A 26,400-nucleotide genomic window follows, 5' to 3' on the forward strand; every position below is an offset into this window, starting at 1 on the left:
TCTCCTTACCCGTAAACCGCGTAGCCGATGATCCATGTGATGATCGTCAGCACGATAGTGGCAATGCAAACAAAGGTAGCCGATTTATTGGCCACCGGCAGGCTGTAGCCATAACCGGCATCCCAGACCAGATGGCGGATACCGTTCAGCAGGTGATAGAAGATGCTGAGCGTCCAGCAGAACAGCATCAGACGACCGATGAACGAGCCGAAGAACCACATGGCGTTGTCATAGGCCACTTCACCACCCGCGGCTGCGATCAGCCAGTAGGTCATCAGGATCAGACCGATGGCATTGCCGACGCCGGTAATCCGGTGGGTGATCGAGGTTATGGCAACCAGTGGCAGACGGTACACCTGCAGGTGCGGTGACAAGGGCCGTGCGCGTTCCGGTGCGGATTTTGTCGTGCTGGACGACGCCATGAGCTGGACTCCTGAATCTCTAGAACACAGCCTGATTACGGCATTCGGATGCTGTATGGATCATGCTGTGCAGCATAAAACTTTTTGACACGCTTCCGGATTGCGGACAACGGGACGGTCTGACATGGCAGAATGCACATTGCCGCATTGCAGAAAGGTAATTTGGAGAATGGCGATCTGGCGCGTCAGGTCAAGCATTGTTTAGAATTTCTCTAAATACATGATGAAAAAACGAAACAGCCGGCAGGCGCATCGGCTGAATGGCTCGTTTGTCGGTGGTGCAACCGGTCTTTAGTGTGACATGGTGCACTGCCAGTTTGCCCGCGAGCCGGGATATATTCTCACGACCAATCAGCCTGTTTTTCAATGTCCGACCAACTCCAGCAAGCTTATGCCGATGCCTGTTCCCTCGTGAATGCCGGGGAGTTGCAGGCAGGACTTGAGGCGATGGAAGCGCTAATGACGCGCGATGACGCCAGTGCCCAGCCGGATATCTGGCTCAATGCCGCGCAGCTGGCGCTGAATTTCAGTGAGGCGGAACGGGCCGAGGCGCATCTGGACGCCCTGCGCCGGATGCTGGTCAGTGCGGCCGGGGGCAATAAGTCGACAGCCGACCACCCGCTGATCGTCGCCCTGCTGGCCACGGCCAAACGGATGCAATTTGCCTATGGCGACGTGTTGGAACTGCTCGGCCCATGGGTTGAACGGCCCGAATTCTCTACCGAAATGCGCATCGAATACGGTCTGGCGCTGGCCGGGTCCATGCAATATGAGGCCGGTCTGCAGTATCTGGAGCAGGCGCTCGGACAGGATGGCGACAATGTCGAGCTGCTCTGCCACATTGCCCAGATATATGCGTATCTGGAGCGATATGCTGAAGCGGAACAATGTTTGAACCATGCGATCGAGCTGCGTCCGGATCTGGGCTATGCACATAGTCTGCGTGGCAAGATCTTGGATGTGCAGAAGAATTTTCCGGAAGCCGCCTTCGCTGCGTACAAGACCGCAATGCATCTTGGGCCACTGAATGCCGACGCCACCATGACAATGGTGATGCTCATTCGGAAACTGGCCGAATGGTCTCTGCTGGAGACATTTGATGCGCGGGCCGCCGAGCATCTTGAACAGGTAAAGACCGGTGCTGTGGTGTCGCAATACCGGCCTTTCGTTTCATTTCTCACCAGTGATGATCCGCAGCACAACCGACTGGTCGCCGAACTTTCCACTGTCGAGATCAAGGAAGTGGTGGCAAGAGATGAGGCGCTTGGATCGGTCTTGCCAACGTTGCCAAGACCGGCACGCGATGAAGCCGGGAGACGGCTTCGTATTGGCTATATGTCCAGCCATTTTAGCGAACATGCGGGCATGCATCTTGTTGCCAGCATGTTTCAACACCACGATCGTGAGCATTTTGAAACTGTTGCGGTGGCTGTCGGTACTCACGATGAGAATGTGTTCCGTGAGGCTGTGCGTGCGCAAGTGGATCGGTTTGTGGACGTTTACGATCCGGATATGATTACCGGGGCGTCTGACTTGCGTGATCTGAACCTCGATATTCTCATTGATTTGCGGGGGTTCAGTCAGAACTCCCGGCTTCATCTCTGCCTGTACAGACCGGCTCATCTGCATGTGACATGGCTGGGTTTTCCGGGGCCGATGCCGTCCGGCATGGTTGATTACCAGATTGTCGATGACCTTGTTGCGCCGCCTGAAGATCGGGAGAGTTTCGGGTCGGCCTTGGCCTTTCTGCCGGATACCTATCAGATGACAGACAATCGGCAATCGATTGCCGCAGCGGTAGAGCGCAAAGCGGTTTTGCCCGGCATTGCTTCTGATACATTCGTTTTCGCCTGTTTCTGCAATATCTACAAAATTCAGCCGGAGCTGTTCCGGGTTTGGATGGAAGTCCTGCAGGCAGTGCCGGATTCAGTGCTCTGGCTCTGGTGCGATGTTGAGCAGGCAAAGCAGAATTTGCGCCGGTTTGCGCGCGATGCGGGTGTCGATCCGGATCGGCTGATCTTTTCTCCGGGCCTGCCCAAGGAACAACATCTGGCGCGGGTTCAGCAGGCCGATCTGATCCTTGATACCTGGCGCTGCGGCGGCCATGTCACCACGACCGACATGCTCTGGGCCGGGGTGCCGGTGCTGGCCAAGCGCGGTACCCATTTCGCTTCACGGGTATCACAGAGCCTGCTCCACGCCGCAGGATTGCCCGATATGGTGGTGGATGATCCCGCAAGCTATCGTGACAAGGCGATAGCGCTGGCCAATGATCCTGTTGCCCTTGCCGCGATCCGTGAGCGGGTTGCGGCGGCGCGTACCGGCAGCACGCTGTTTGATACGGAAAAACGGGTGCGTGATCTGGAAGCGCTCTATCGCCGGATGTGGCATCTTTACCTGCAGGGTGAGGCACCGGCAGATATTCATGTGATGTCATAGGGATGACCATGCAGGAGAACGCGCAGCAACAGTTTCTGGACATGGTGAAGCTGGCCGTACGGGACGGCAGGCTGGCAGAGCATGCCGATCAGCTGACCGCAATTATCATGCAGCAACCCGATCATCCGGCATTTGGCCGGTATTACGGTCTGTTGTGTCGTCAGCAGGGACGCATGGCGGATATCACCAACTGGCTGGCCGCGATCGAGGCGGATGGCAGGGTTTCGGCCAACAGTCTCACTGAACGTGCGGCCATTGCCGCGATGCAGTCCAATATCGGGCTGGCCGATGATCTCGCGGCGCAGGCTTTTGCGCTGGATGAAAGCCGTGATGATGCCCTGACCATCCGGGCGAAGGTGGCCCTGTATCAGCGTGATTATGTCCGGGCCGATGAGTTGTTCAGGGCAGCGCTGGCGCTTGATCCGGACAATCTCGATGCCGCCTATCACCATGCCAGCAGCCTGCAGCAACAAAAGCGCATGGCACCGGCAATCGCGATGCTGGAGCATTGCCTCGCCCTGCGTCCCGGCCATCCACAGGTCTGCAATGTGCTCGAATACTGTTATCGCCGGACCGCGAACTGGGGACGGACAGCAGCACTGGAACCGGTTGTGCGGGAACAGACCCGTGCGGCGATTGCGGCTGGTGGCGTGCCGGCGGAACTGCCGTTTCATGCCCTGATCCGATATGGCGATGACCACTATGTCCGTGATGTCGGGGCGGCCTTTGCCCGAACGCTCGGCCCGGCGGTGCCGCGCGCAGCCGCGCCGGTGCCACCGCCCGATGCGAACAAACGATTACGCATCGGTTATCTCTCGGGCCATTTCTACGATCACCCGAACATGCATCTGATTGCCGGCATGTTCGGGCATCATGATAGGGAGAATTTTGAGATTGTCGGCATCACCTATGGCCCGGAACGGACCGGGCCGGAACGACAGAAGATCGTTGAACAGACCGATGCTTTTATCGATTTCGGTCACGCGGATAACGTAAACGCCCTGCAGCAGGTAAAGGCAGCGGGCATTGATATTCTGGTCGATCTGCGCGGATTTACCGAGAGCTCGCGGATCAATCTGTGTCGGCAGCGGGCGGCACCGGTTACGGTTACCTGGCTCGGCTATCCCGGTCCGATGCCACCCGATGTGGTGGATTATCAACTTGTCGATCCGATCATTGCGCCGGAACAGGATCGTGATGCTTTTGGCTGTGCTCTGGCCGTCCTGCCATCGACCTATCAGATGACCGACAACACGCAGCCTGTTGGTGCACCGATCACCCGGGCAGAGGTGTTGCCGGGTCTGGATGCGGAGACATTTGTTTTCGGCTGCTTTTGTCAGCCCTACAAGATCGAACCGGAACTGTTTGCGGTCTGGATGGAGATATTGCAGGCGGTGCCGCGTTCGATCCTGTGGCTCTGGGCCGATGATGATCTGACCAGAGGGAACCTGCGTGCTGTGGCTGTGGCGGGCGGTATTGACCCGGCGCGGCTTGTCTTTGCGCCCATGATGCAGAAACAGCAGCATCTCGCCCGTGTACAACATGCCGATCTGATCCTTGATACCTGGAATTACGGCGGCCACGTAACCACCACGGATATGCTCTGGGCCGGGGTGCCGGTACTGGCAAAGCGCGGTACCCATTTTGCCTCACGGGTGTCGCAGAGCCTGCTCCATGCCGCTGGTCTGCCCGATATGGTGGCCGATGATGCCGATGGGTATCGGGACAAGGCGATTGCGCTGGCCAATGATCCGGCGGCGCTTGCCGCGATCCGCGAGCGGGTTGTCGCCGCCCGTACCGGCAGCGCCTTGTTCGATACGCCGGGGCGGGTCCGGCATCTGGAACAGTTGTACCGGGCCATGTGGCAGCGCTATGTTGCCGGTGAGGCGCCCGCCGATATTCACCTCTCCTGATCTGAAGGACCACCAGAAATGGCCAAGGCTCTGTTGTCGATCCAGTCCCATGTGGCGTTCGGCTATGTTGGCAATCGCGCGGCGACCTTTCCGCTGCAACGGCTCGGCTTTGATGTCTCGGCGGTCAATACGGTGCAGTTCTCCAACCATACCGGCTATGGGGAATGGACCGGCGAGGTTTTCTCCGCCGGGCATATTGCCAGCCTGATTGACGGCATTGAGGCGCGGGGCGGGCTCGACCTCTGCGCCGGTGTGCTCTCCGGTTATCTGGGCGAGGCAGCGCTGGGTGAGGTGGTGCTCGATGCAGTCAAACGGGTTAAGGCGCGCAACCCGGATGCAATTTACTGCTGTGATCCCGTAATGGGCGATGTCGGGCGCGGGTTTTTCGTGCGTGAGGGCATCCCCGAGTTCTTCCGGGACGAGGCCCTGCCCATGGCGGATATTCTGGTGCCCAACCAGTTCGAGCTCGCCTATCTGACTAACAGGACGGTCGAGACGCTGGCAGATGCACTCGCAGCGACGGGTGAGTTACGCAAACGCGGCGTCGATCAGGTGCTGCTGACCAGCTTCGAGCCGGTGGATGGTGACCGGGACCAGATCAGTATGCTGCTCGATACCGGGCAGGGGGCATGGCAGGTGGATACGCCGCGCCTGCCGCTCAATCCCGCGCCGAACGGTGCCGGGGACTGCACGGCGGCACTATACATGGGCCATATGCTGCGCCTGACCAGCCCGGCGGCGGCGCTGGCGGCAACGGCTGCCAGCATCTATGCGGTGTTTGAGGCGACGGCAGAACGCGGCACGCGGGAACTGGCGCTGATCGATGCACAGGAAGTGATGGTCGCACCGACCCGGCTATTCCAGCCCGCGCGGATTGCCTGAGTGCGGCTGCGCATCGTCTGACGCTTCCTCGGCTTCTTCCATGGCGGTTTGTTTGCGCGCCAGGATGATGAAGGCGATGTTCAGCACCAGTGCCAGAACAACCGCAATGCCGATGCCGAGGGCGCGGGCAAGCTGCCCGTGAAAGCCCATCTCCACATCGCCGATCATGTTGCTGGCGGTTGCCAGATACCAGACACTGCCAACGCAGAGAGCCAGGAACACAACGATCGAGATCGCCTCGTATCGGGTTGGTCGACGCAAGTGCATCGCCGCCACCTTACTGGTTCTGGGCGGCGTTCAGGCCAAGATGCTGCGCCACCAGAAGCTCGGCAATCTGGATGGTATTGAGGGCAGCGCCTTTGCGGATATTGTCGCCAACGATCCACATGGACAGGCCGTTCTCGACACTGGCGTCCTCGCGGATACGGCTGACGGCAACCATGTCCTCACCGGCGATTTCGGCCGGGGTGACATACATTTCCTCGTCATGGCGGTCGATCACCGCAATGCCGGGTGCGTCACGCAGGATTTCCCGGGCTTCCTGTGCCGAGATTTCCTCTTCAAACTCCACATTGACCGCTTCGGCATGGCCGACAAAAACCGGTACGCGGACACAGGTGGCGGCAACCTTGATTTTCGGATCGAGGATTTTCTTGGTCTCGACCATCATCTTCCACTCTTCCTTGGTGGTGCCGTCATCCATGAACACGTCGATCTGCGGGATCACGTTAAACGCGATCTGACGTGGCAGATGCTCCGGACCCACATGCTCGTTCATGTAGATCTTGCGGGTCTGGTTAAACAGCTCGTCCATGGCCTCCTTGCCAGCGCCGGAGACGGATTGATAGGTGGACACCACCACGCGCTTGATCTTCGCACGCTCATGCAGCGGCTTGAGCGCCAGCACCATCTGGATGGTTGAGCAGTTCGGATTGGCGATGATGTTGGTTTTCGTATAACCGGCGAGGTCTTCCGGGTTCACTTCCGGCACGATCAGCGGCACATCGGGGTCCATACGGAAATGCGAGGTATTGTCGATGACAACCGCACCGGCCTTTGCGGCCTTGGGCGAGTACTCGGCTGATACCTTGCCACCGGGTGAGGACAGGACAATGTCGATGCCCTTGAAATCGAACTTCGAGAGATCCTGAACCTTCAGCACGTCCTTCTCACCGAAGGAGACTTCCTGACCGGCGGAGCGATGCGATGCCAGCGCGACCACATCCTTCACCGGGAAGTTGCGCTCGGCCAGAGTGTTCAGCAATTCGCGTCCGACATTTCCGGTTGCACCCATGATGGCGACGTTAAAAGCCATAATCCTGTTCCCTGCAGTATCGTTGACGCCGGTCGATCCCGGCTCATATCCAGTTCTATTGATATAGAATTGCCCAAAGCTGTTTTCGAGACTAGCGTTGAAAACGGCAGGCTACAATGATCGTTACGCATAGCAGCCTGTTACAAACAAAACAAAAAAGCCGAAAGCCGGAAATGGCGACGGCGGGAGGAAACCCGTGACGGACAAGATTGCAACCTATCAGGCGTTCTGGCCCCACTACCTTGCCGAACATACCGAGCCCGGTACAAGGCGCTGGCATTTCGTCGGCACGGCACTCGCCCTGATGTTTCTGGCGCTGGCAATTATCCAGATGAACCCGTGGTATCTGCTGGCGGCCCTCATTGCCGGATACGGTTTTGCCTGGGGCAGCCATATGCTGATCGAGCGCAACCGCCCGGCCACCTTCACCTACCCGCTGTGGTCGCTTTACAGCGATTTCAGGATGTTTTTCCTGTTTATCGCCGGGAAGCTGGATGCCGAGCTGAACCGATGCGAGATTAAACCTCAAAGCTCCTGAGTACAGGACAGCCGGATTATCTGAACGGGCAAGCGTTACGTTATGGCCAAAAAGAACCTCGTCGCCACCATCGGCGCGGCGATCAAGAGCGCCGATACCTCATTCTTCAATGAGGATTATGCCAAACAGGGTGCCGAGGTGATCTCGGTGCTGCGGCGTGAGGGGTTCGAGATCGTACCGAAGCAGCCGAGCGAGGAGTTGATCGACTATATGGTCGAGAACATGCCGTTCGGTCAGATGAAGCCGGAACAGCTGATGCGCGAACTCTATATCCTGATGGTCGAAAACGCCCGACGGCTGAGTTAGGGCTGTTCCGACTGGATTTGCCGCAGATAGACCAGCACGGCGGTGTCGCGGAATGCCTGATCCAGATGCTGCGCGCCATCCCGATATTGCTGACAATATTCAAACGATGTGCCGTCGCGTGCGAGCAGCGGGTGCTCGATACCGTCATAGTGCCGGGTCAGCGCGGCGGTGATGCTGTCATCCGGTGTCGGCAGGGAGTTCAGGATATCTGCTGAGAGGTCGAAACCGCTTGCGCGTGTCAGCTCGATCATCTCGTCAAAGGCGGGTGCGAGGCGGCTCTTGCCATCCTGTCCGGTACAGATCAGCGGGAAGAACGGGGCGAGGCGCGGGAATACCGTATTGGCGGTGATGTCCACCTGCCAGTATTTCGCCGCCACACGACAGAAGTGGTGAAAGTCGCCGATGGGTGTGAACCGGCTGTCGGCGAGCGGCAGGATTTCCAGCTTCGGCTTGTCGGGATTGACCGTGTCATTGGCGGCATCCACATACCAGGCACCGAATTGCAGTGCGTTCTGGAAATACTCACCGCGCAGATCGCCCCATATCTTGCCGATAAACCCGCCCTGATGCTGGAACTGGATCAGTGCCTGTGGTGTCTGCCGGTTCAGGTTCTGCGCCACCGCATCGCGAATTTCCCGGCAGCGACCAAGCGGATACGGTTTGCCCTTGAAACTCGGCAGTTTCGGCTCCAACGCGGCATCGATCGCCTGCCGTAACGACAGAAGCCAGGCGGCAATTTCCTGCCGCGCTGGCTCCAGATAGCTGTCAGTCAACTGCTGTTGCTGCGCATCAACCGGCCACGGCTGGTGCGGTGGCCGGATGGTCGTTGCCGGGGTTGCGGTCAAGCCGCAGCCTTTTGCTTGTCCAGCTCACCGATGATCGCATCACCAAAGGCGGTGGTGCCGACCTTGGTGCAGCCCTCGGCCATGATGTCTCCGGTGCGGATACCACTGACCATGACCGACTGAACGGCGTTCTCGATCAGGTCAGCCTCTGCCGCCATATCGAAGCTGTAGCGCAGCATCATGGCGAAGGACAGGATCGTGGCGGATGGGTTGGCGAGGTCTTGACCGGCAATGTCCGGTGCGGAGCCGTGTACCGGCTCATACATGGCCGCGCGCTTGCCGCTGGCGTCCGCTGCACCGAGCGAGGCCGATGGCAGCATACCGAGAGAACCGGTCAGCATGGCCGCTTCGTCGGACAGGATATCGCCGAACAGGTTGTCGGTGACGATCACGTCGAACTGGCGCGGGTTTTTCAGCAACTGCATGGCGGCGTTATCGGCATACATGTGGCTGAGCTCGATATTGCTGAACTCGGCGTCATGGACCTTCTGGACCACAGCGCGCCAGAGGCGACCGCTCTCCATCACATTGGCCTTTTCACAGGAGGTAACGCGGCCCTGACGCTTACCGGCGAGGTCGAAGGCAACGCAGGCAACACGCTCGATTTCCGGCGTGGTGTAGACTTGGGTATTGATGCCGCGCTGGGTGCCGTCCGGCAGGTCCTCGATACCGCGTGGCTCACCGAAATAGACGCCGCCGGTCAGCTCGCGCACGATCATGATGTCGAGGCCGCGGATGATTTCCGGCTTCAGGCTGGAGGCATCGATCAGCGCATCGAACACCAGCGCCGGGCGTAGATTGGCGAAGAGTTGCAGTTCTTTGCGGAGCGCCAGCAGGCCAGCCTCTGGGCGGATGTTGAAATCGATGCTGTCCCATTTCGGACCACCGACGGCACCGAGCAGCACCGCATCGGCCTGTTTCGCCCGCTCAAGTGCGGCATCGGTCAGGGGCACGCCATGGGCGTCGATGGAAACACCACCGACCAGATCCTCGATCACCTCAAAACCGGTGCTGCGGGTGGCGTTCAGCCAGTCGATTACACGACGGACCTGACCCATGACTTCGGGGCCGATGCCGTCACCGGCGAGAAACAGGATCGATTTGGACATGGGGGATGCTCCCTTGAGAACTGTCAGCGATAAAATTCGTGACGTCGCTTTTAAGGTGCGTGCTGGCAGGTGTCCAGCCACTCAAGGGTGAGATGCAATATTTGCGGGGCTCAGACCGGCAGGCCGTCGGCAAAATCCTTGAGCAGTTCGAGGAAGACCGGGCCGGGAATGAACGGGTCTTTCTGTTTGCCGAAGCGCCGCCGCCATGTGGTCTGGGCATGGTCGATCCCGGCCACCGAGGCGCCCAGATGATCGAAATGCCGGGAGGCATCGCGCAGGAAGGCAGTGAACTGTTTCGGCTGTCCCTTGCGGATCATCTCGTGACGATAGGCGAGGTCATACTGGTCAATCGAATTGGTCGCCTTCTGGAACTCTTCCCGCAGGGCAGAGAGAACCCGTGGCCGCAGGTTCTCGATCTCTTCCTTTACTGCCGGGGTTGGCATGTTGACCGCCTGTGCCGCTTGCAGCGAGGTCACGAACATGGCGAAGTTCTCGCTGATCTTCTGCAGGATCAGCTTGTAATAAACGAAGCCTTTCCAGGCGAAGAAGATGTCATTGGACTCGGCAAACGGGATGTCCATGGCATCCATCATGGGTTTGAGCACCTGCAGATCGGTCGCTTCCCACATCTTGTCGACGATCAGGCCGGAAAGCCGGTCAATATCCGCCGCCCCCCGGAAGGCGGTCTTTGCCAGCGGATAAAACTCCCGGATGACGCTCTCGCGATATTTGCGGGCTTCACCTTCTGAGAGCCGGAAATAGGCCTCGTCAATGCCAAGTCCCATGCGCGTCAGGCGGTCACGCAGCAGGAACGGATCGAGAGACGGCAGGCGGTCGAGGCTGTGCAGCAGCAGGATGTCGCGCCGGTCGTCCGGGTTCTTCTCCGGGCTCAGGCCGAAATGCTGCTGGAACACATCTTCGGCACCCTTCTGACCGAGGAACATGTATTTGCCGCTGTTGTCCCGGCTGTCCTTCTCGCCGTAACGGATAAATATCTTGGTGCCGACCAGCGCCTCGGGATTGGCCATCATGCGCCGTTCCTCGGGGCTGATCCGGTGCTTGATAATCACCGCATTGTTCAGCGTTTCATTGAGGAAGAAGTTGCCGGCTATGTTGTTGGGATCAACCGCCTGAGCTGTGGCGACGGCAGTATCGTCGCCGTCATCATCGAACATTGGTGGGGGTGCTGGTGCATTGAGGCGCTTTCTCGTCAGTTCAAAGAGGTTGAGTACCCTCGATGAATTGGAGAAGTTTTCTGCCTGTGCGGGTTGGTATTCCATGAACCCTGTTTGCCTCATCGTCGCGGTGGTTGGTTGTTTGCCTGCCCGGCATACAAGCCATTCCATTATTCTTTGTGATCGTCAGGTGGGGAGCCCGTCGTCAAAATCACGGAGCATCTCCAGCAGATCATTGGCGCTGACCAGAACGGTCTTGCTCATGCCAAACCGCCGTCGCCAGGTTGTCTGTGCATGTTCAATGCCAACGACCGATGCGCCCAGTCGCTCGAACTGGTAACCGGCCCGGCCCAAAAATTGTGTAAACTGCCGGGGGCGGGAGAGGCGGATCATTTCATGCCGATAGGCATGGTTATACATTTCGATCTGAGCGGTTGCGAGATCATATTCCTGTTTCAGGCTGCTCACGATCCTCGGTCTCAGCATATTGATTTCATCTCCGGCCTTGGCGGTCGGAATGCTGACCGGCTGCGCATTCTCCAGCGATACCAGAAACGTCGCGAAATTTCCTGACAGGCGACGCATCAGCAGCTTGTAGTAAACAAAGCCCTTCCACGCGAAGAATACCTCGCTGGCATTTTCCGGCTCAAGCTCCAGTGCTTTCAGCAATGGGCCGAGCACGCTCATATCGGTCGCCAGCCACATCTTGTTGATGATCAACTGGGTCAGACGCTTGGTATCGTCCCGTTCATCAAAGGCAACCTTAACCAACGGCTGGAATTCACGGATGATGTCATCCTTGATCTTCTGGGTCTCGTTGCTCGACATGCGGAAATAATGATCGTCGATGCCGAGACCCTCACGGATCAGGCGTTCACGCAGTAGGAATGGGTCGAGGGATGGCAGTTTGTCGATAATCGATAGCAGATTGAGGTCGCGTTCGATTTGTTCGGCGGATCCGCTGTTGCGTCCAAGCCCGAAATGTTCCTGCAAAATGGCATCGGAACCGCGCTCGCCCAGATACATGTATTTGCCGCTGTTATCCCGGCTGTTATCGAAGCCGTAGCGGACGAAAATCTTGGTGCCCATGAAGCTGTCGGGATCAGCCATGGACTTGCGCTGGTCCTGATTCAGCCGGTGCTTGATGATGACCGCTTTGTTCAGGATGGGATTGAGGAAGAATGCGCCTTTTACGTGATGCTGGATCGTATCCAGATCAGCTTTGTTCTCTTCATCCCGACCATCAATGAGTTGAGCGCGTTGGGTGCTTAACTCGAAGAGATTAAGCACTCGTGACGAATTCGGAAGCTTCTCCGCGTCATTATTGCTGCTCTGCAATGCCTAAAGCCCCCCGGATTAAGCATAATCGGCGCTGCTATGCCATCAGCCATGGCCGCTCGGCGGTCAATTTGGCCTCGTAATTTGTGATTTCCCCTTCATGCTCAAGGGTTAAGCCGATATCGTCAAGTCCTTTCAGCAGGCAGTCACGACGGAACGGATCAACCGGGAAGGAGATCATCTCACCATTCGCGCGGATGATCTGCTGGTTTTCGAGGTCGATAGTCATGCGGCAGCTGTTGTCGCCCTGTGCATCTTCCATCAACTCGTCGATGGTTTCCTGCGGCAGGACGATCGGCAGAATGCCGTTTTTGAAGCAGTTATTGTGAAAAATGTCTGCGAAGGATGGTGCGATCACACAGCGGATGCCGAAATCGAGCAGGGCCCATGGGGCATGCTCACGGCTGGATCCACAGCCGAAATTGTCACCGGCGACGAGGATTTCTGCATCCCGGTAAGGTGCCTTGTTCAGCACGAAGTCCGGAATTTCCTGCTTGTCCTGAGTAAAGCGCATCTCGTCGAACAGATGCTGGCCGAGACCGGTACGCTTGATGGTCTTCAGGAACTGCTTGGGAATAATCATGTCGGTATCGATATTGATCAGGGGCAGTGGGGCGGCGATACCGGTCAGCTGGGTAAACTTCTGCATGGCTCTTTTATGTCAATTCATAGGATTGAGGTGATCAGACTGATCATGACCTAGCGCAGAAGCCGGCGGCTCCGCAATCGCTTTATCCGGGTGGCTGGGCTGCAGCAGGACTGCGATGGAGCTGCGGTTTTCAATCCAGCTCGGAGATATGCAGCGTGCCGCCATCACTGGTGGCGATAACCGCCAGATGGCTGGCGCGAGTGCGCATCTTGTTGCCGATGGCGAAATACAGATACTGACCCGCCGGGATAAAATGGTCGCCGGTTGTGGCTGTCACCGTGCTATCGCCGAGCGCGATCTTGGCATCCGCCGTGGCGTAGAGGCTGATAACCTGAGTGTCGGCGGCAAAGGCGGTGGCGGTGCGGGTACTGGTGCTGTCGATTGTTACCTCAAAAGCATGGTCGGGGCGTGGGCGGAGGGCCGGGATGGCATTGCCCTGGCTGTCGATGGGGAGGCTGGTCGGCATGGTCTGGCGGTTCCTTGGTGTCTGAAATGTGATGGCAAAATAGGAATATAGTCATATTTAGATTGGCGCAAGATAAAATAGGTAAAAAATCCTAATTATCGGTTTTCACGCGGCATCAGGCAGACAAAGAGCGACTTTTTCCATGCGAGCGCCTATGTCATCGCCCATGACAACTGCACAACCAGATACTTCCCCTAACGCAGCCCCTGACAGCACCCCGGAGCCGGTGGCCGATAGTGGCGGCAATGCCTTCGCCGCCCGCCATGACGGGCTGCACGCGGTCTGGGCGTTCCTGCCCTATCTGTGGCCACCGGGGGAGACGGGGATCAAGCTGCGGGTTGTGGCGGCGATGGTGGCATTGGTGATCGCCAAGCTGTTCAACGTCTTCACGCCGATCCTGTTCTCGCGCGCCGTGGATCAGCTGAGCGCAGCACGGGCGATGGTGGCGGAAAATGCCGTTGTCGCGATCCCAATGCTGCTGATCCTGTCCTATGGTGTCGCCCGCATCCTGAATCTTGCCTTCAACGAATTGCGCGATGCCCTGTTCGCGCGGGTCGGTCAGCGCGCTATGCGCCGGTTCGGCATTCAGGTATTCGAGCATCTGCACCAACTGTCCCTGCGGTTTCATCTGGAGCGCCGCACCGGTGGCCTCAGCCGCGCAATCGATCGCGGCACGCGGGCGGTGGAGACCTTGCTGCGCTTCTCGCTGTTCAGCATCATTCCGACCATTCTCGAGTTGTTGCTGGTTGCCGGTATTCTCTGGGGCTTCTTCGATGCCGGGTTTGCCGCGCTGACGGTGATTACCGTCGGTGGCTATATCTATTTCACGATACGGATTTCCGAATGGCGGCTGCAGTTCCGGCGGCGGATGAATGACAGCGAACAGCAGGCCAATACCCGGGCTATCGACAGCCTGCTCAACTTCGAGACGGTGAAGTATTTCGGCAATGAGCGCCATGAGATCACCCGCTATGACGCCTCGCTCGCGGGCTATGAGGAAGCCGCCGTACGCTCCCAGCTATCGCTCTCCGCGCTCAATATCGGGCAGGCGGCGATCATCGCGGTCGGGATCACCATTGCACTCTATATGTCGGCCAAGGGCATTGCCTCGGGCGAGATGAGCGTCGGTGACTTCGTGCTGGTGCATACCTATCTGCTGCAGCTCTATCAGCCGCTTGGCTTCTTCGGTTTTGTTTATCGGGAACTGCGCCAGTCGGTAATTGACCTTGAGCGCATGTTTGACCTTCTGGGGCAAAAGGCCGAGGTGGTCGACAAACCCGATGGCATTGGCATTGCCCATGGTCCGGCGGCGCTGCGGTTTGATGAGGTTTCATTCGGCTATGATCCACGCCGCCCGATCCTCAAGGGCATCAGCTTTGCTGTACCGGCTGGGGCCAAGGTGGCGCTGGTCGGGCCGAGCGGTGCTGGCAAATCCACCATCGCCCGGCTGCTCTATCGGTTCTATGACGTGACCGGTGGCGCGATCATGGTCAATGGCACCGACCTGCGGGATATTCGCCAAACCGATCTGCGCCGTGCCATCGGCATCGTGCCACAGGATACCGTCCTGTTTAACGAGACCATCCATTACAATCTCGACTATGGCAGCCCCGGTGCCGATATGGCAGCGGTCGAGGCGGCGGCACGGGGGGCCCAGATCGACGGCTTTATCGCCGGCCTGCCTGATGGCTATGAAACCATGGTCGGGGAGCGTGGGCTGAAACTCTCGGGCGGGGAGAAGCAGCGGGTGGCCATTGCGCGCTCGGTGCTCAAGGACCCGTCGATCATGATTTTCGATGAGGCCACCTCTGCCCTCGACACCGCGACCGAGCGCGCGATCCAGACCAATCTGAATGCCGTCAGCAAGGGCCGGACGACGCTGGTGATCGCCCACCGGCTGTCTACCGTGGTCGATGCCGACCAGATTCTGGTGCTGGTCAATGGTCGAATCGAAGAGCGCGGGACCCATGCCGAACTGCTGGCGGCGGACGGTACCTATGCGATGATGTGGCAGCGACAACAACAGGGTGAGGAAACCCTGCCCGGCCCAACCGCGGAATCCCTTGAATTGGGGGCATCTGACGCGGGTGAGGCATAGGAGGGGAATAAAAAGCTGCTCCCGCTTCACCGGCAGCGCGTTAGAATCCCGTCCCATGAAGACGTCATCCCGCACATTACTCGGCCTTGCCCTCGGCTCGTTCGCTCTGGTCGGCCTGTCCCTGTTGCCCGCAACACCAGCGGCAGCCCAGCAAAGCCTTATCAAGGAAGACATGAGCGGCGCCTACCGCCCGCTTGAGCCGAAGTCGCCGCCGCTGCCGCCACGGATCAAGCCACGTGATGCCGCATCCGGCGCGATCCAGCACCAGAATCTCAACCGCCTGTTCCTGCTGCACAAGCCGCCACAGGCGAAACAGGCCGATGGTCTGTCGCCGGTACCGGTGCCGACCGTGATTGTGTTGCACTCGACCGGTGGCAATCCCGAGCGCGTGGCCGAACTCACCAATTTCAACACCTATGCCGACCAGTACGGGTTTCAGGTTGCCTATCCGGCAGCGATCGAGCGGGCGTGGAATGATGGTCGCTCCATGAGCCCCGGCCATAAGGAAATTGACGATGTCGGTTTCATCAACCGACTGGCCGGGCATCTGGTCGATACCTTCAATGCCGATCCGGCCCGGCTCTATCTTGTCGGTCTCGCCGAGGGCGGGATGCTGGCCCAGCGCATCGCCTGTGAGGACAGCCGGATTTTTGCCGCTGTTGCCACGGTCAATGCCGCGATCCCGGAGCCGGTTGCAGCCCGCTGCCGTCCGACCGCTCCCATGCCGATCATGATGATACAGGGCACGTCCGATCCCTTTGTGCCGTTCAAAGGCGGGGAGAGTACCCATATGGGTGAGCCTGCCGGTCCGGTTATCGGTGCCTTCGAGGCGGCGGAAGCCTGGCGGCGGTCCAATGGCTGTATCGGTGATGTGGCGCTTGAGCGGATGCTCAACTTCGCGCCTGATGACGGCTCACGGGTGATTGCCCATCGCTGGAACGGTTGCCGTACCCATGCCGATGTTGTGCTCTACGAAATCGAGCGCGGCGGTCCCACATGGCCCGGCGTCGTCGATCAGCTCAACAAACTGCGCAAGTTTGTCCTCGGTCGCCCGAATATGGATATTGATGCAACCGAAGAGATTTGGGCATTTTTCCGCAACCGTGACCGGGTCGGCTCACCGCTGTTCGATCCGGCCCGCGCCATGCAGTAGAGATACATCCCCGGTTCCGTGAAAAACGTCATTCCTGCGCAAGCAGGAATCTGTCGCAGTCCGGCAAAAGATCCCGGCTTTCGCCGGGATGACGTGACCGGGATCAATTCTCTTTAATGCTTGACCGAAAGCATGTGTCTGGCCTATATCCACGGCTCGCAGCCGTACGGATTGTACGAGTTGCCAGAATTTTAGCGGTTTTCATGGCTGTGGCACTGCCCGGTATGACAGCCGATTTTGTATCGAACAGATTGAACTGATTGGGGAAAAGCAATGTCCCGCCGTTGTGTTGTAACCGGTAAAGGCGTCCAGACTGGCAACAATGTCAGCCACGCCATGAATAAGACCCGCCGTCGCTGGTTGCCAAACCTGCAGACCGTTGGTGTCTACAGCGATACGCTGAAGCGCAACTTCAGCCTGCGCGTTTCTGCCCATGGCCTGCGTACCATTGAGCACAAGGGCGGCCTCGACGCTCTTGTTACCGGTACCGCCATCACCAAACTCGATCCGGCCCTGCGCCCGATCAAGAAGCTGGTTGAAGCTGCCAAGGCAAAAGACGCTGCATAAGCGACAAACGCCTTAAATCACGAATTTAAAAAAGCCGGGTTCTGACCCGGCTTTTTTTGTTGAGTTATGTAACCTAAATTTGCGTCTATTTTTAATTTTATGTTATTTATTTCATTAATGCGCATTGCTTATGCGTAAATTATTAGAAAGGAGTTTCTGTTTTCATGGATTTAATTGTTAGAATTTTAAATTTGGTTGCTGCCACTGTTGATTTTGTTTTGGCCATTATTAATTTTCTGAAATAAATTTTGTTGTTTGTGATTTTATTTACTTACTTGTGGAGTTGCAAGTCTAAAAAGCCGGGCTTTGACCCGGCTTTTTGCTGTTCTGTGGCCTTGCATTACAATGCCGGGATGTCGCCAGCGGCCTGTTGTTCGTGGAAGGCGGCTTCAAACTCGGGGAAGCGGTTTTCGGCGATGGCGGCGCGCATATCGGCCATCAGTTCCTGAAAATAATGCAGGTTGTGCCAGGTGGTCAGCATCAGGCCGAGGATTTCACCGGCCTTGAGCAGGTGGTGCAGATAGGCGCGGCTGTAATCACGGCAGGCCGGACAGGTGCAGTGTTCATCGAGCGGGCGTGGGTCGTCCACATGGCGGGCGTTGCGGATATTGACCGGTCCGCGGCGGGTGAAGGCCTGACCGGTGCGCCCTGAGCGGCTCGGCAGCACGCAATCGAACATATCGATGCCGCGCTTGACCGCACCGACCAGATCGGACGGCTTGCCAACGCCCATCAGATAGCGTGGCCGGTCATCGGGCAGGTGTGGGGTGGTGACGTCGAGGGTGTCGAACATCATCTCCTGTCCCTCACCGACGGCGAGGCCGCCAACCGCATAACCGTCAAAGCCGATCTCGATCAGCCGCTCCGCCGATTGCTGGCGCAGATCGGCATAGGTGCTGCCCTGTACGATCCCGAACAGCCCGTAGCCCGGTCGCTTTTTGAACGCGTCCTTTGAGCGTTCGGCCCAACGCATCGACAGCTGCATGGACTTGTCCGCTTCCTCATGGGTGGCGGGGTAGGGCGTGCATTCATCGAGCACCATGGTGATGTTGGAATCCAGCAGGTGCTGGATCTCAATCGAGCGCTCGGGCGTCAGGTCATAGGCGGTGCCGTCGATATGGCTGCGGAAGGTGACCCCCTTCTCGGTCATCTTGCGCAGCTTGCTCAGGGACATGACCTGAAACCCGCCGCTGTCGGTCAGGATCGGGCCGGGCCAGTTCATGAACTTGTGCAGACCACCGAGGGCGGCAATCCGCTCCGCCGTTGGGCGCAGCATCAAGTGATAGGTATTGCCGAGCAGGATTTGTGCACCGGTCTCGGCGACGCTCTCCGGGCGCATGGCCTTGACCGTGGCGGCGGTTCCGACCGGCATGAAGGCAGGGGTCTCGATCTGGCCATGGGCGGTGGTGATCCGCCCGCGCCGGGCCATGCCATCGGTGTTGAACAGCTCAAAGCCGAAATCGGGTGCAGTGGCAGTGGTCATGTCTTTAGTCAATCCGGCATCGCGGCGAGCAGGCAGGCATCGCCATAGGAGAAGAAACGGTAATCATGCGCAATGGCATGGTGATAGGCGTGGAGCATACGCTCCCGTCCGGCCAGCGCACTGACCAGCATCAGCAGGGTCGAGCGGGGCAGGTGGAAATTGGTCAGCAGGCGGTCGACGAAATTGAACCGGTAGCCGGGCAGGATATAGAGGTCGGTGGCCCCGGCAAAGGGCTGGATGCTGCCGGTTGCGGCAGCAGCGGTCTCGAGGATGCGCAGCGCGGTTGTGCCGACCGCGATCACCGGGCGGCCATCGGCTTTTGCCTGATTGAGCAAGTCGGCGGTCTCCGGGGTTACCTCGCCCCATTCCTCATGCATCTGGTGTTCGGTCACATCCTCGGTTTTGACCGGCAGGAAGGTGCCGGCACCCACATGCAGGGTGACCTGTACCGTCGTGATCCCCCTGGCCGCGAGGCGGGTCAGCAGGTCGTCGGTGAAATGCAGGCTGGCGGTCGGTGCGGCAACCGCGCCCTCGCGTTTGGCGAAAACCGTCTGGTAGTCCTGCTTGTCCTGATCGTCGCCCCCTTTGTCGCGCTTGATATAGGGCGGAAGGGGCATGACGCCGTGAATGTCGAGCTGATCGCGCAGCATGTCGAACGGCATCTGGAAGCGTAAGGTCACCTGACCGTTCTCATGCTTGGCATCGACCAGCGCCTCGAAGTCATTGGCGAAGCGGATACGGTCACCCGGCCTGATGCGTTTGCCCGGTTTGGCAAAGACATGCCAGATCGTGTCGTCACCGTTGGAGACAAGCTGATGCAGGGTCACCTCGATCACCCCGCCCGGTGTGCCGTCGCCATCAGCGGCGATCCGGCGACCGGTCAGACGGGCCGGGAGCACGCGGGTATTGTTGACCACCAGAATGGTGCCGGGGGTGAGAATATCCGGCAGGTCGTTGATGGTCCGGTCAACCGGTTCACCGCTGGTCAGGTCGAGCAGCTTCGCGCTCTCGCGTGGCTCGGCTGGCCGGTCGGCAATCAGCCGGGCTGGCAGCGGGTAATCGAACAGGGAAATATCCATGGGTCGGGATGTCCGATCGGGTCTCGATCTGTCGCGGAATGGGGCGTTTCCGGTCGGCTCGGGCGACCTGAAATCGTGAATTGCCGGGAAGTTACGCACAGAAGGGCAGGAAATCAATTCCCGCCATGGACCGGTCGCGGAAGTTATCGCTTGGCTCCACGTCCGGTCATGGTAAGTTGCCGCCGCATTTACATTTCCGCCCCAGCAGACCGAGCCTGTCCATGTCTGATCTCTCGCAACTGACTGTCGTCAAACACCCGCTGATCCAGCACAAGCTGACCCGGATGCGGGAGACGAGCTGCCCGACCGGTGAATTCCGTCGCCTGCTGACCGAAATCTCACTGCTGATGGGGTATGAGGTCACCCGCGATCTGCCGCTGACCCAACGGATGATTGATACCCCGCTGATCAAATTCGAGGCACCGACGCTGGCCGAGCGTACCCTGGCAATTGTGCCGGTGCTGCGCGCCGGGCTGGGCATGGTTGACGGTCTGGTCGAGTTGATGCCCAATGCCGTGATCGCTCACATCGGTCTGGCGCGGGATGAGGAGACCAAGCAGCCGGTGGAATATCTGGTCAAGATGCCGCCACAGGATGTGCGTCGCTGCATCGTCTGTGATCCCATGCTGGCCACCGGCAACTCCGCCGTTCATGCCCTCAACGTCCTGCGCGATCAGGGCGGGTTCGAGGGCGATCGGGTCAGCCTGATGACCCTCGTTGCCGCACCGGAAGGTGTCCGCCGTGTCTATGAGGCCCGCCCGGATGTTCAGGTATTCACGGCATCGCTTGATGAGCGCTTGAATGATGATGCCTATATCGTGCCCGGCCTCGGTGATGCAGGCGACCGGATATTCGGTACATTATAAGCGCGATAAGCACTTCAAAAATCCCGAGTGAGATGATAATTAAAAGCATTCTAAACTGTGAGTGCCTGGCATCTCGCAACATATCATGTGCATTCTGAACATCGGATGTGGCAACGACGGATTTGTCGGGAGACTTTGAAATGGAAAATCTTGAAGAAAAGTGTGTTGAGGCGGGTCTGAAGATGACCGGCCAGCGCCGGGTGATCCTGAAAGTATTGGGTGAAAGCAATGACCACCCGTCTGTTGAAACCGTCTATGAACGCGCCAAGGCAGAAGACAGCTCGATCAGTATTGCGACCGTCTATCGCACTTTGAATCTACTTGATGAGTTGAATCTGGTACAACGCCATGACTTCAATGAACCGCATTCACGGTTTGAAGTGAATATGGAGCACCACCATCATCTGGTGGATCTGGAAACCGGTGAGGTGATTGAGTTCCAGAATGAAGAAATCGAGCACCTCAAGGTACGGATTGCCGCCGAGCTGGGTTTTGAACTGCTCGACCACCGCCTTGAGCTTTATGGCCGCAAGATAAAGAAGAAAGCATGACCACAGATCATACCGATCAATCAGGTAAGCGCCCGGACGGAAATATGGAAGAAATCGCCCTCGTTGGTGATTCCGAACCCTGTATCTGCAAGCCGGCGGTTATCCGCGCCTATGACGGTATGAAGAAATCGGGCACGTCAGAGCGTATTGCCCTTGATGTGGCCGAACGCGTGCTTTTCCATCATCATCCGGAAATGCCGGTCGAGCGGATCAAGATCACGGTTGAGCGCTGGGTCCATCGCGGCCAGATGCACTGATCGGATTTCGCTCTCCGCTGACTGATAGCAACTGACTGATGCGCCTGACTGGTATCACCAGTCAATCGCGGTCAGGAAATCGCCCAGACTGTCATCCCAGATACGGAACTGTTCTTTCAGATTAGCCTCGCTGATACCGCCGGTAAGGCTGATGTCACGCTCAAGGATCGGGTCGCCTTCCTCGTCGATGTAGGCGCGACCATAGCGGTTATCCAAATTCCACTGATTGGCGATGGCAGGTTCCATATCTTGCTCATAGATAAAGCCCGCTGACAGCATGATGCTGTCACAGCGTTTCGGTTTGGTTTCCGAACAATCGTAGAAATAGACCTTGTACTGGGCACCACTGGTGGCGGTGCTGATCATCGGATCGCCGTAGTCATCCTCGCTCAATTCAGCCTTGTAGCCCCAGCCCTTCATCAGCCCGGTGAGCTGTTCGCCGCTGAGTTTGGTGATCATGTCCGCAGCAATCGCTGATTGGGGCGGGAGTATGCAAAGCAGGCCAAGGGCCATGGCTGCCGCACGCATGGGTGCAGGGCGGGTAACGGAAAAAATGTTCATTATCAGTATGATCGGTTGCCGTTGCGGTCTGTACATCACACAGCTTATGCCATAATTATGCTGTCACTGAAATATGGCGGTTCGGCTTAGTACTTTCAGCCATTTGAATTTGTATGAGCGGGAATGATGGGTTGCCGTTATGATGGTGCCTATCAGACTGCATTATTCCGTTGCGAGACCGAACAGGCCTGTGCCAGACGATCAACTCCCCGACCATGATGACCAGAATGATTTGGCCAGCCTGCTGGACCCGATGGGTGCGCTCGCCGCCTCCGGGGATATCGCCTATTTCTGGGATGTTGCATCTGACCGCCTGATCTGGACCAGGGGTGGTGAGGAACTGCTCGGCTGGACTCGCGGCATCAATGAGGATGCGGGCAAGAAACTCGAAAGCCGGATCAATGCCGAGGACCGGCCCCTGCGGATCAAGGCGCTGAGCCGGGCCATTGCTCATGGCGATACCTATGATTGCGAATACCGTATCCGGCATGAGCGCGGCTATTTTGTCTCTGTCCATGATCGCGGCATGCCGAAGGTGGATGAGAACGGCAAGCTGCTTTCGCTGACCGGCATCCTGCGCAAGGTTGATGAGCGCCATGCCTATCAGGCACAGCTTGAACTGCTCGCCAGCTATGACGAACTTACCGGGTTGCTAAACCGTCGGCACATCATGGAAGTGCTGAACCAGTCGCTGGTCAATAGCTTGCGCTATGGTCTTACCGGTGGCTATCTCAGCGTCGGTGTCGACAAGCTCGCAACCATCAACGAGGTCTATGGCTATGAGGCCGCCGACCATGTGCTTATGTCGATCGGCAAGCGGTTGCAGGAAATTGATGATCCCGGCACCCATATCGCCCGTGTCGGCGGTGATGTTTTCGGTATCGTGATGACCCGCGGCGATGATGTGAAACTCGCCAGTCTCAGCGACCGGGTATTCCAGTTGATCCGGCAGGATGCATTTCAGGCGCAGGGCTTCGATCCCTTCACCGTAACCTGCTCGATCGGTGGCGTGGTATTCCCGGACCAGAGCGGTTCGCCGCAAGAAGTCATCAATATGGGCGAAAGCGCGATGCAGGAAGCCAAGCGCGCCGGTCGTGACGCCTATCGCCGCTATCAGCTGAACGAGGAACAACGTGCGGCCCAGCGATACAGCCTCGCCATGGCGGAGATGGTCAAGAGCGCGTTGACCAATCAGCAGGCAGCACTCGCCTATCAACCGATTGTCGCTTCCGAGACCGGTGAGACAGTGTTTTATGAGGCGCTGCTGCGGATCAAGGATAGCCGTGGCCAGTGGATTACTGCCGGTCAGATCATGCCGGCGATCGAGCGTCTTGGTCTTGGCCGTTCGGTCGACCGTTACGCCATCTCCAAGGCAATTTCGGTGCTGGATGAATATCCGGATATTTCGCTGTCGATCAATGTGTCCGGGCTGACCGTTGCCGACCGTGCCTGGTCACGCAGCGTCGCCATGGAATTGCAGGATCGCCCGGATATCGCCAAGCGTCTGATCGTCGAGATTACCGAGACTGTGGCCATGGAGGATATCGCCGAGGCGCAGCGCTTTATTGCGGCCATGCGGGAACTCGGCTGTCGCCTCGCGCTCGATGACTTCGGGGCGGGTTATACCTCGTTCGGGCAGTTGCGGACCCTGTCCATTGATTTGTTGAAAATCGATGGCTCGTTCATCAAGGGCATCACCACCAATCAGGACAGCCGCCTGTTTGTGCAGACCCTGCTGCATCTGGCCAAGGGGCTGGGTGTCCCAACCGTTGCCGAATTCATTGAAACCGACAGCGAGCGTGACATTGTGATCAAGGCTGGTGTGGACTTCCTGCAGGGCTATGGCATCGGCCAGCCGGAAATGGTGCCCGACTTCCTGAAGGCCGAAAAAACCGCCGCGCGAGACGCCGGTTAGGCTTTTTTGCTGATTTCTGCCAGCTGTTCCTGCAGTTCGGTAATCTTGCGGTTCAGATCGTCGAGATTGCTGTTGCTGGCGCTCTTGCCGCTGTCGCTGGTAGTGCCGGTTTCACCCATGGCAGCACCCGGCGTGAACATCTTCATCGCCTGCTCAAACATGGTGCGGTTCTGTTTGCTCAGCTCTTCCATCTGCTGGAGCGGGAACATGCCGCCCATGCTGTTGCGCAGCATGTCGTTCATCTGTTCCTGATTTTTGGCAAAGCTCTGCATGGTGTGCTCGAGATATTTCGGCACGAGCATTTCCATGTTACCGCCATAGAAACCGATCAGCTGGCGCAGGAAGCTGGTGGGCAGCAGGTGCTCGCCCTTGGACTCTTCCTCGACAATGATCTGGGTCAGGACGGAGCGGGTGATGTCATCACCGCTTTTCGCGTCATAAACGACAAAATCCTCGCCTTCCTTGACCATTTTGGACAGGTGATCGAGGGTCACATAGCTGCTGGTCGCAGTGTTGTAGAGACGCCGGTTAGCGTATTTCTTGATCGTGATGGGGGCGTCGGCTGCGGCTTGTTTTGCGCTCATGAGAGATCGTTTCCAGCTTTTTGTTATCAGTATTTGTTCCGTACATGTAATCGCGATTGCACACCGAGTCCAACCATTATTGTGCGCTGCACATGCTGCGCAGCATCAGGAGCATATGTTGCAGCGGTTACGGTTCGTGGTGCAGTGCATATAGCGGCGTGTTCGCATACGGGCAAAAACAGGCTGGTCTTTTACCTCTTCGGGTTTCTATAGTGCGGCGCCATGAGCAGTGATGAAACCAACCACAGCGATAACGCAAAGGCCCGTGCGCCCGCGTTTGACGAACTGGCCCGCCAATATCTCGATCTTTGGCAGGACCAGTGGACCGCCCTTGCCAACGACCCGGTCGTGGCGGAGGCGATGGCGCGTGGTTTCCAGATGATGGGCCCGGGGGCGGCGGCATTTGCCAATTTCGCCAATTTACTTGGGCACTCGAATTTGTATGCTGCGGGTGGCGATGCTGGCGCTACTATGGCACAAGCGGCAGAAGCAATGGCATCAGGCACCTATCCGGGTGGTCCTTTTGCGCCCACAGCCCCCCGTCCTGCCAAAAACGACAACAATAACAGCGGTCATGAGCAAGCAAAGCCAGCAACAGCCAGCAACAGCACCAAGGCAGGGGCCGCGACCACTGGCGCTGCATCTGCAGGCGGCAATGGTGACATGGCTCAGCTCCTCGACCGGCTGGCAGCTATGGAACAGCGGCTCGCCGATCTGGCATCCGCAATTAATGACGCGGGCGAACAGGCTCCGCGAGCAGGTCGCGACACAGGAACAGGCGGTCGCGGCTGATCCCGGTCAACCGAATCACGATTTCAGGGCAGAACTGGCAGCGGCCATCGACAGCGAGGCACGGCGGCGTCTCGGTGATTTCTTCACCGGCGTTCAGCGCTACCGCCGGGCCGATTGCGAACGGTCACTGACGGAACCGCCTGCAATATGGGCCGAGGGCGGCAGTCGGTTGCTCGATTATGGTGCTCTTGGCGATACCCCTGATGGCACACCTATTCTGGTCGTCCCGTCCCTGATCAATCGCGGTTATATTCTCGACCTGACCGAGGAGGCGAGCTTGCTGCGCTGGCTGGTGGGTGAGGGATACCGTCCCCTGCTGCTCGACTGGGGTGCGCCGGGTGAGGTGGAGCGCGATTTCTCGCTGACCGATTATGTCGCCGGACGGCTGGAACGGGCGCTGGATGCCGCCCGCCTGTTGGTCGGGCAATCACAGCTGCCGGTGATCGGCTATTGCATGGGCGGGATGCTGGCAACCGCGCTCGCCTGGCGCCGACCGCTCGATGTCTCCGACCTGATCCTGCTGGCCACCCCATGGTCGTTCCATGCAATGGGTGCCTCGGCTGCCCGGCGGGTGGCGGCTGCTTATGAGGCCATCGCCCCCTTTGTCGAGGTCTGGGGTGCCCTGCCGGTGGACAGCATCCAGAGCCTGTTCGCCAGCCTTGATCCGCTGCTGGTGCCGCGCAAATTTGCCAATATCGCTCATAGCGATGACGAACAGTTCAGTCATTTCGTCGAGCTTGAGGACTGGCTCAACGACGGCATTCCGCTACCGGCGAAGGTGGCCCATGAGTGTATGCGCGGCTGGTATGGGCGCAATGATCCGGCCAATGGCAACTGGCGGATTGCCGGTCTGCCGGTTGACCCGACCGCAATTCGCGCCCGGACACTGGTGATTATCCCCGATCACGACCGGATTGTGCCCCCGGCATCGGCGGCAGCGCTGGCGGCTCTCGTCCCGGCTGCGACAATCATGCCGGTCTCCCTCGGCCATGTGGGGCTGGTGGTCGGATCGAGCGCCCGGACACAGGTTTGGGAGCCCATGTCGGACTGGTTGAAATCGGCCTGACCGGGCACCATCTCAACCATGCAAATCTTGC

At 58.4% G+C, this 26,400-nt stretch carries 26 protein-coding genes; 13 read left to right on the forward strand and 13 right to left on the reverse strand.

Annotated features, from left to right (window positions below; genetic code table 11):
• Nucleotides 1-5 precede the first annotated feature (5 nt).
• Nucleotides 6-422, reverse strand: coding sequence for a succinate dehydrogenase, cytochrome b556 subunit (locus CBB62_12545; protein ID OUT39228.1), 417 nt, complete (start codon nucleotides 420-422; stop codon nucleotides 6-8).
• 366 nt (nucleotides 423-788) lie between these two features.
• Here CBB62_12545 and CBB62_12550 point away from each other — a divergent pair, with 366 nt between their 5' ends.
• Genes CBB62_12550 through CBB62_12560 form a run of 3 tightly spaced genes read left to right on the forward strand, consistent with a single transcriptional unit; the run spans nucleotide 789 to nucleotide 5,656 of the window.
• A complete protein-coding gene (locus CBB62_12550; GenBank protein ID OUT39229.1) occupies nucleotides 789-2,861 on the forward strand; it encodes a hypothetical protein in 2,073 nt (690 codons plus the stop codon).
• A 2-nt stretch (nucleotides 2,862-2,863) separates the two neighbouring features.
• Nucleotides 2,864-4,774, forward strand: a complete 1,911-nt coding sequence (locus tag CBB62_12555) for a hypothetical protein (GenBank protein ID OUT39230.1) — start codon at nucleotides 2,864-2,866, stop codon at nucleotides 4,772-4,774.
• Nucleotides 4,775-4,792: 18 nt separating this feature from the next.
• Nucleotides 4,793-5,656, forward strand: a complete 864-nt coding sequence (locus CBB62_12560; GenBank protein ID OUT39231.1) for a pyridoxal kinase — start codon at nucleotides 4,793-4,795, stop codon at nucleotides 5,654-5,656.
• Here the strand turns inward: CBB62_12560 and CBB62_12565 are convergent.
• Both CBB62_12565 and CBB62_12570 read right to left on the reverse strand, forming a co-directional pair.
• Nucleotides 5,630-5,932: a hypothetical protein gene (locus CBB62_12565; GenBank protein ID OUT39232.1), complete on the reverse strand. Its 303-nt coding sequence runs from the start codon at nucleotides 5,930-5,932 to the stop codon at nucleotides 5,630-5,632. The genes CBB62_12560 and CBB62_12565 overlap by 27 nt on opposite strands.
• A 1-nt stretch (nucleotide 5,933) precedes the next feature.
• Nucleotides 5,934-6,971, reverse strand: coding sequence for an aspartate-semialdehyde dehydrogenase (locus CBB62_12570; protein OUT39233.1), 1,038 nt, complete (start codon nucleotides 6,969-6,971; stop codon nucleotides 5,934-5,936).
• A 196-nt stretch (nucleotides 6,972-7,167) separates the two neighbouring features.
• Here CBB62_12570 and CBB62_12575 point away from each other — a divergent pair, with 196 nt between their 5' ends.
• The gene (locus CBB62_12575; protein OUT39234.1) at nucleotides 7,168-7,509 is read left to right on the forward strand and encodes a hypothetical protein; all 342 of its coding nucleotides are present in this window, start codon (nucleotides 7,168-7,170) and stop codon (nucleotides 7,507-7,509) included.
• 42 nt (nucleotides 7,510-7,551) lie between these two features.
• On the forward strand, nucleotides 7,552-7,815 hold the full coding sequence (locus CBB62_12580; GenBank protein ID OUT39235.1) for a hypothetical protein: 264 nt from the start codon (nucleotides 7,552-7,554) through the stop codon (nucleotides 7,813-7,815).
• Here CBB62_12580 and CBB62_12585 read toward each other — a convergent pair.
• The 6 genes from CBB62_12585 to CBB62_12610 form a co-directional block, all read right to left on the reverse strand.
• A complete protein-coding gene (locus tag CBB62_12585; protein OUT39236.1) occupies nucleotides 7,812-8,660 on the reverse strand; it encodes a hypothetical protein in 849 nt (282 codons plus the stop codon). The genes CBB62_12580 and CBB62_12585 overlap by 4 nt on opposite strands.
• Entirely contained in the window at nucleotides 8,657-9,769 is a 1,113-nt protein-coding gene (locus CBB62_12590) for a 3-isopropylmalate dehydrogenase (GenBank protein OUT39237.1), read from the reverse strand. The genes CBB62_12585 and CBB62_12590 overlap by 4 nt, the downstream gene beginning before the upstream one ends.
• A 110-nt stretch (nucleotides 9,770-9,879) precedes the next feature.
• The gene (locus CBB62_12595) at nucleotides 9,880-11,049 is read right to left on the reverse strand and encodes a hypothetical protein (GenBank protein OUT39238.1); all 1,170 of its coding nucleotides are present in this window, start codon (nucleotides 11,047-11,049) and stop codon (nucleotides 9,880-9,882) included.
• A gap of 81 nt (nucleotides 11,050-11,130) precedes the next feature.
• A complete protein-coding gene (locus CBB62_12600) occupies nucleotides 11,131-12,234 on the reverse strand; it encodes a hypothetical protein (GenBank protein ID OUT39239.1) in 1,104 nt (367 codons plus the stop codon).
• 85 nt (nucleotides 12,235-12,319) lie between these two features.
• Complete coding sequence (locus tag CBB62_12605) at nucleotides 12,320-12,931, reverse strand: 3-isopropylmalate dehydratase small subunit (GenBank protein ID OUT39240.1); 612 nt, start codon at nucleotides 12,929-12,931, stop codon at nucleotides 12,320-12,322.
• A 130-nt stretch (nucleotides 12,932-13,061) separates the two neighbouring features.
• On the reverse strand, nucleotides 13,062-13,397 hold the full coding sequence (locus CBB62_12610; protein OUT39241.1) for a hypothetical protein: 336 nt from the start codon (nucleotides 13,395-13,397) through the stop codon (nucleotides 13,062-13,064).
• Between the two features lie 166 nt (nucleotides 13,398-13,563).
• Here CBB62_12610 and CBB62_12615 point away from each other — a divergent pair, with 166 nt between their 5' ends.
• From CBB62_12615 to CBB62_12625, 3 genes are all read left to right on the forward strand, one after another.
• Nucleotides 13,564-15,495, forward strand: coding sequence for a metal ABC transporter permease (locus tag CBB62_12615; protein OUT39802.1), 1,932 nt, complete (start codon nucleotides 13,564-13,566; stop codon nucleotides 15,493-15,495).
• Nucleotides 15,496-15,550: 55 nt separating this feature from the next.
• The gene (locus CBB62_12620) at nucleotides 15,551-16,648 is read left to right on the forward strand and encodes a hypothetical protein (GenBank protein OUT39242.1); all 1,098 of its coding nucleotides are present in this window, start codon (nucleotides 15,551-15,553) and stop codon (nucleotides 16,646-16,648) included.
• Nucleotides 16,649-16,921: 273 nt separating this feature from the next.
• Nucleotides 16,922-17,215: a 50S ribosomal protein L28 gene (locus CBB62_12625; GenBank protein ID OUT39243.1), complete on the forward strand. Its 294-nt coding sequence runs from the start codon at nucleotides 16,922-16,924 to the stop codon at nucleotides 17,213-17,215.
• Nucleotides 17,216-17,555: 340 nt separating this feature from the next.
• Here the strand turns inward: CBB62_12625 and CBB62_12630 are convergent, their stop codons facing one another.
• Nucleotides 17,556-18,698, reverse strand: a complete 1,143-nt coding sequence (locus CBB62_12630; GenBank protein ID OUT39244.1) for a tRNA guanosine(34) transglycosylase Tgt — start codon at nucleotides 18,696-18,698, stop codon at nucleotides 17,556-17,558.
• 8 nt (nucleotides 18,699-18,706) lie between these two features.
• Nucleotides 18,707-19,777: a tRNA preQ1(34) S-adenosylmethionine ribosyltransferase-isomerase QueA gene (locus CBB62_12635; GenBank protein OUT39245.1), complete on the reverse strand. Its 1,071-nt coding sequence runs from the start codon at nucleotides 19,775-19,777 to the stop codon at nucleotides 18,707-18,709.
• Nucleotides 19,778-19,998: 221 nt separating this feature from the next.
• On the opposite strand from CBB62_12635, the gene CBB62_12640 reads away from it, so the two are divergent.
• The 3 genes from CBB62_12640 to CBB62_12650 all read left to right on the forward strand — a co-directional run bounded on the left by CBB62_12640 (nucleotide 19,999) and on the right by CBB62_12650 (nucleotide 21,451).
• Nucleotides 19,999-20,643 (forward strand): uracil phosphoribosyltransferase, encoded by a 645-nt coding sequence (locus CBB62_12640; GenBank protein OUT39246.1) that lies wholly within the window; start codon nucleotides 19,999-20,001, stop codon nucleotides 20,641-20,643.
• A gap of 140 nt (nucleotides 20,644-20,783) precedes the next feature.
• A complete protein-coding gene (locus tag CBB62_12645) occupies nucleotides 20,784-21,194 on the forward strand; it encodes a transcriptional repressor (protein OUT39247.1) in 411 nt (136 codons plus the stop codon).
• Between the two features lie 44 nt (nucleotides 21,195-21,238).
• Complete coding sequence (locus CBB62_12650; GenBank protein OUT39248.1) at nucleotides 21,239-21,451, forward strand: hypothetical protein; 213 nt, start codon at nucleotides 21,239-21,241, stop codon at nucleotides 21,449-21,451.
• Nucleotides 21,452-21,505: 54 nt separating this feature from the next.
• On the opposite strand, the gene CBB62_12655 is transcribed toward CBB62_12650, so the two are convergent.
• The gene (locus CBB62_12655) at nucleotides 21,506-22,048 is read right to left on the reverse strand and encodes a hypothetical protein (GenBank protein ID OUT39249.1); all 543 of its coding nucleotides are present in this window, start codon (nucleotides 22,046-22,048) and stop codon (nucleotides 21,506-21,508) included.
• Nucleotides 22,049-22,151: 103 nt separating this feature from the next.
• Between CBB62_12655 and CBB62_12660 the strand changes: the two genes are divergently transcribed.
• The gene (locus CBB62_12660) at nucleotides 22,152-23,927 is read left to right on the forward strand and encodes a hypothetical protein (protein OUT39250.1); all 1,776 of its coding nucleotides are present in this window, start codon (nucleotides 22,152-22,154) and stop codon (nucleotides 23,925-23,927) included.
• On the opposite strand, the gene CBB62_12665 is transcribed toward CBB62_12660, so the two are convergent.
• Nucleotides 23,924-24,511: a polyhydroxyalkanoate synthesis repressor PhaR gene (locus CBB62_12665; protein OUT39251.1), complete on the reverse strand. Its 588-nt coding sequence runs from the start codon at nucleotides 24,509-24,511 to the stop codon at nucleotides 23,924-23,926. The two genes, CBB62_12660 and CBB62_12665, sit on opposite strands and share 4 nt — an antisense overlap.
• 574 nt (nucleotides 24,512-25,085) lie before the next feature.
• On the opposite strand from CBB62_12665, the gene CBB62_12670 reads away from it, so the two are divergent.
• Nucleotides 25,086-26,369 (forward strand): hypothetical protein, encoded by a 1,284-nt coding sequence (locus CBB62_12670; protein ID OUT39252.1) that lies wholly within the window; start codon nucleotides 25,086-25,088, stop codon nucleotides 26,367-26,369.
• Nucleotides 26,370-26,400: the final 31 nt, after the last annotated feature.

It is taken from the genome of Micavibrio sp. TMED2 (genome assembly GCA_002168225.1).
Classification (GTDB): Bacteria; Pseudomonadota; Alphaproteobacteria; order TMED2; family TMED2; genus TMED2.

Bases quoted from the DNA above. Each gene is read 5' to 3' on its own strand.
- CBB62_12670 (OUT39252.1), top strand. From the start codon at position 25,086: ATGAGCAAGCAAAGCCAGCAACAGCCAGCAACAGCACCAAGGCAGGGG.
- CBB62_12610 (OUT39241.1), bottom strand. From the start codon at position 13,397: ATGCCGACCAGCCTCCCCATCGACAGCCAGGGCAATGCCATCCCGGCC.
- CBB62_12630 (OUT39244.1), bottom strand. From the start codon at position 18,698: ATGACCACTGCCACTGCACCCGATTTCGGCTTTGAGCTGTTCAACACC.
- CBB62_12645 (OUT39247.1), top strand. From the start codon at position 20,784: ATGGAAAATCTTGAAGAAAAGTGTGTTGAGGCGGGTCTGAAGATGACC.
- CBB62_12545 (OUT39228.1), bottom strand. From the start codon at position 422: ATGGCGTCGTCCAGCACGACAAAATCCGCACCGGAACGCGCACGGCCC.
- CBB62_12660 (OUT39250.1), top strand. From the start codon at position 22,152: ATGATGGTGCCTATCAGACTGCATTATTCCGTTGCGAGACCGAACAGG.
- CBB62_12570 (OUT39233.1), bottom strand. From the start codon at position 6,971: ATGGCTTTTAACGTCGCCATCATGGGTGCAACCGGAAATGTCGGACGC.
- CBB62_12560 (OUT39231.1), top strand. From the start codon at position 4,793: ATGGCCAAGGCTCTGTTGTCGATCCAGTCCCATGTGGCGTTCGGCTAT.
- CBB62_12605 (OUT39240.1), bottom strand. From the start codon at position 12,931: ATGCAGAAGTTTACCCAGCTGACCGGTATCGCCGCCCCACTGCCCCTG.
- CBB62_12665 (OUT39251.1), bottom strand. From the start codon at position 24,511: ATGAGCGCAAAACAAGCCGCAGCCGACGCCCCCATCACGATCAAGAAA.
- CBB62_12625 (OUT39243.1), top strand. From the start codon at position 16,922: ATGTCCCGCCGTTGTGTTGTAACCGGTAAAGGCGTCCAGACTGGCAAC.
- CBB62_12555 (OUT39230.1), top strand. From the start codon at position 2,864: ATGACCATGCAGGAGAACGCGCAGCAACAGTTTCTGGACATGGTGAAG.
- CBB62_12620 (OUT39242.1), top strand. From the start codon at position 15,551: ATGAAGACGTCATCCCGCACATTACTCGGCCTTGCCCTCGGCTCGTTC.
- CBB62_12550 (OUT39229.1), top strand. From the start codon at position 789: ATGTCCGACCAACTCCAGCAAGCTTATGCCGATGCCTGTTCCCTCGTG.
- CBB62_12650 (OUT39248.1), top strand. From the start codon at position 21,239: ATGGAAGAAATCGCCCTCGTTGGTGATTCCGAACCCTGTATCTGCAAG.
- CBB62_12655 (OUT39249.1), bottom strand. From the start codon at position 22,048: ATGTACAGACCGCAACGGCAACCGATCATACTGATAATGAACATTTTT.
- CBB62_12615 (OUT39802.1), top strand. From the start codon at position 13,564: ATGACAACTGCACAACCAGATACTTCCCCTAACGCAGCCCCTGACAGC.
- CBB62_12595 (OUT39238.1), bottom strand. From the start codon at position 11,049: ATGGAATACCAACCCGCACAGGCAGAAAACTTCTCCAATTCATCGAGG.
- CBB62_12640 (OUT39246.1), top strand. From the start codon at position 19,999: ATGTCTGATCTCTCGCAACTGACTGTCGTCAAACACCCGCTGATCCAG.
- CBB62_12590 (OUT39237.1), bottom strand. From the start codon at position 9,769: ATGTCCAAATCGATCCTGTTTCTCGCCGGTGACGGCATCGGCCCCGAA.
- CBB62_12580 (OUT39235.1), top strand. From the start codon at position 7,552: ATGGCCAAAAAGAACCTCGTCGCCACCATCGGCGCGGCGATCAAGAGC.
- CBB62_12635 (OUT39245.1), bottom strand. From the start codon at position 19,777: ATGGATATTTCCCTGTTCGATTACCCGCTGCCAGCCCGGCTGATTGCC.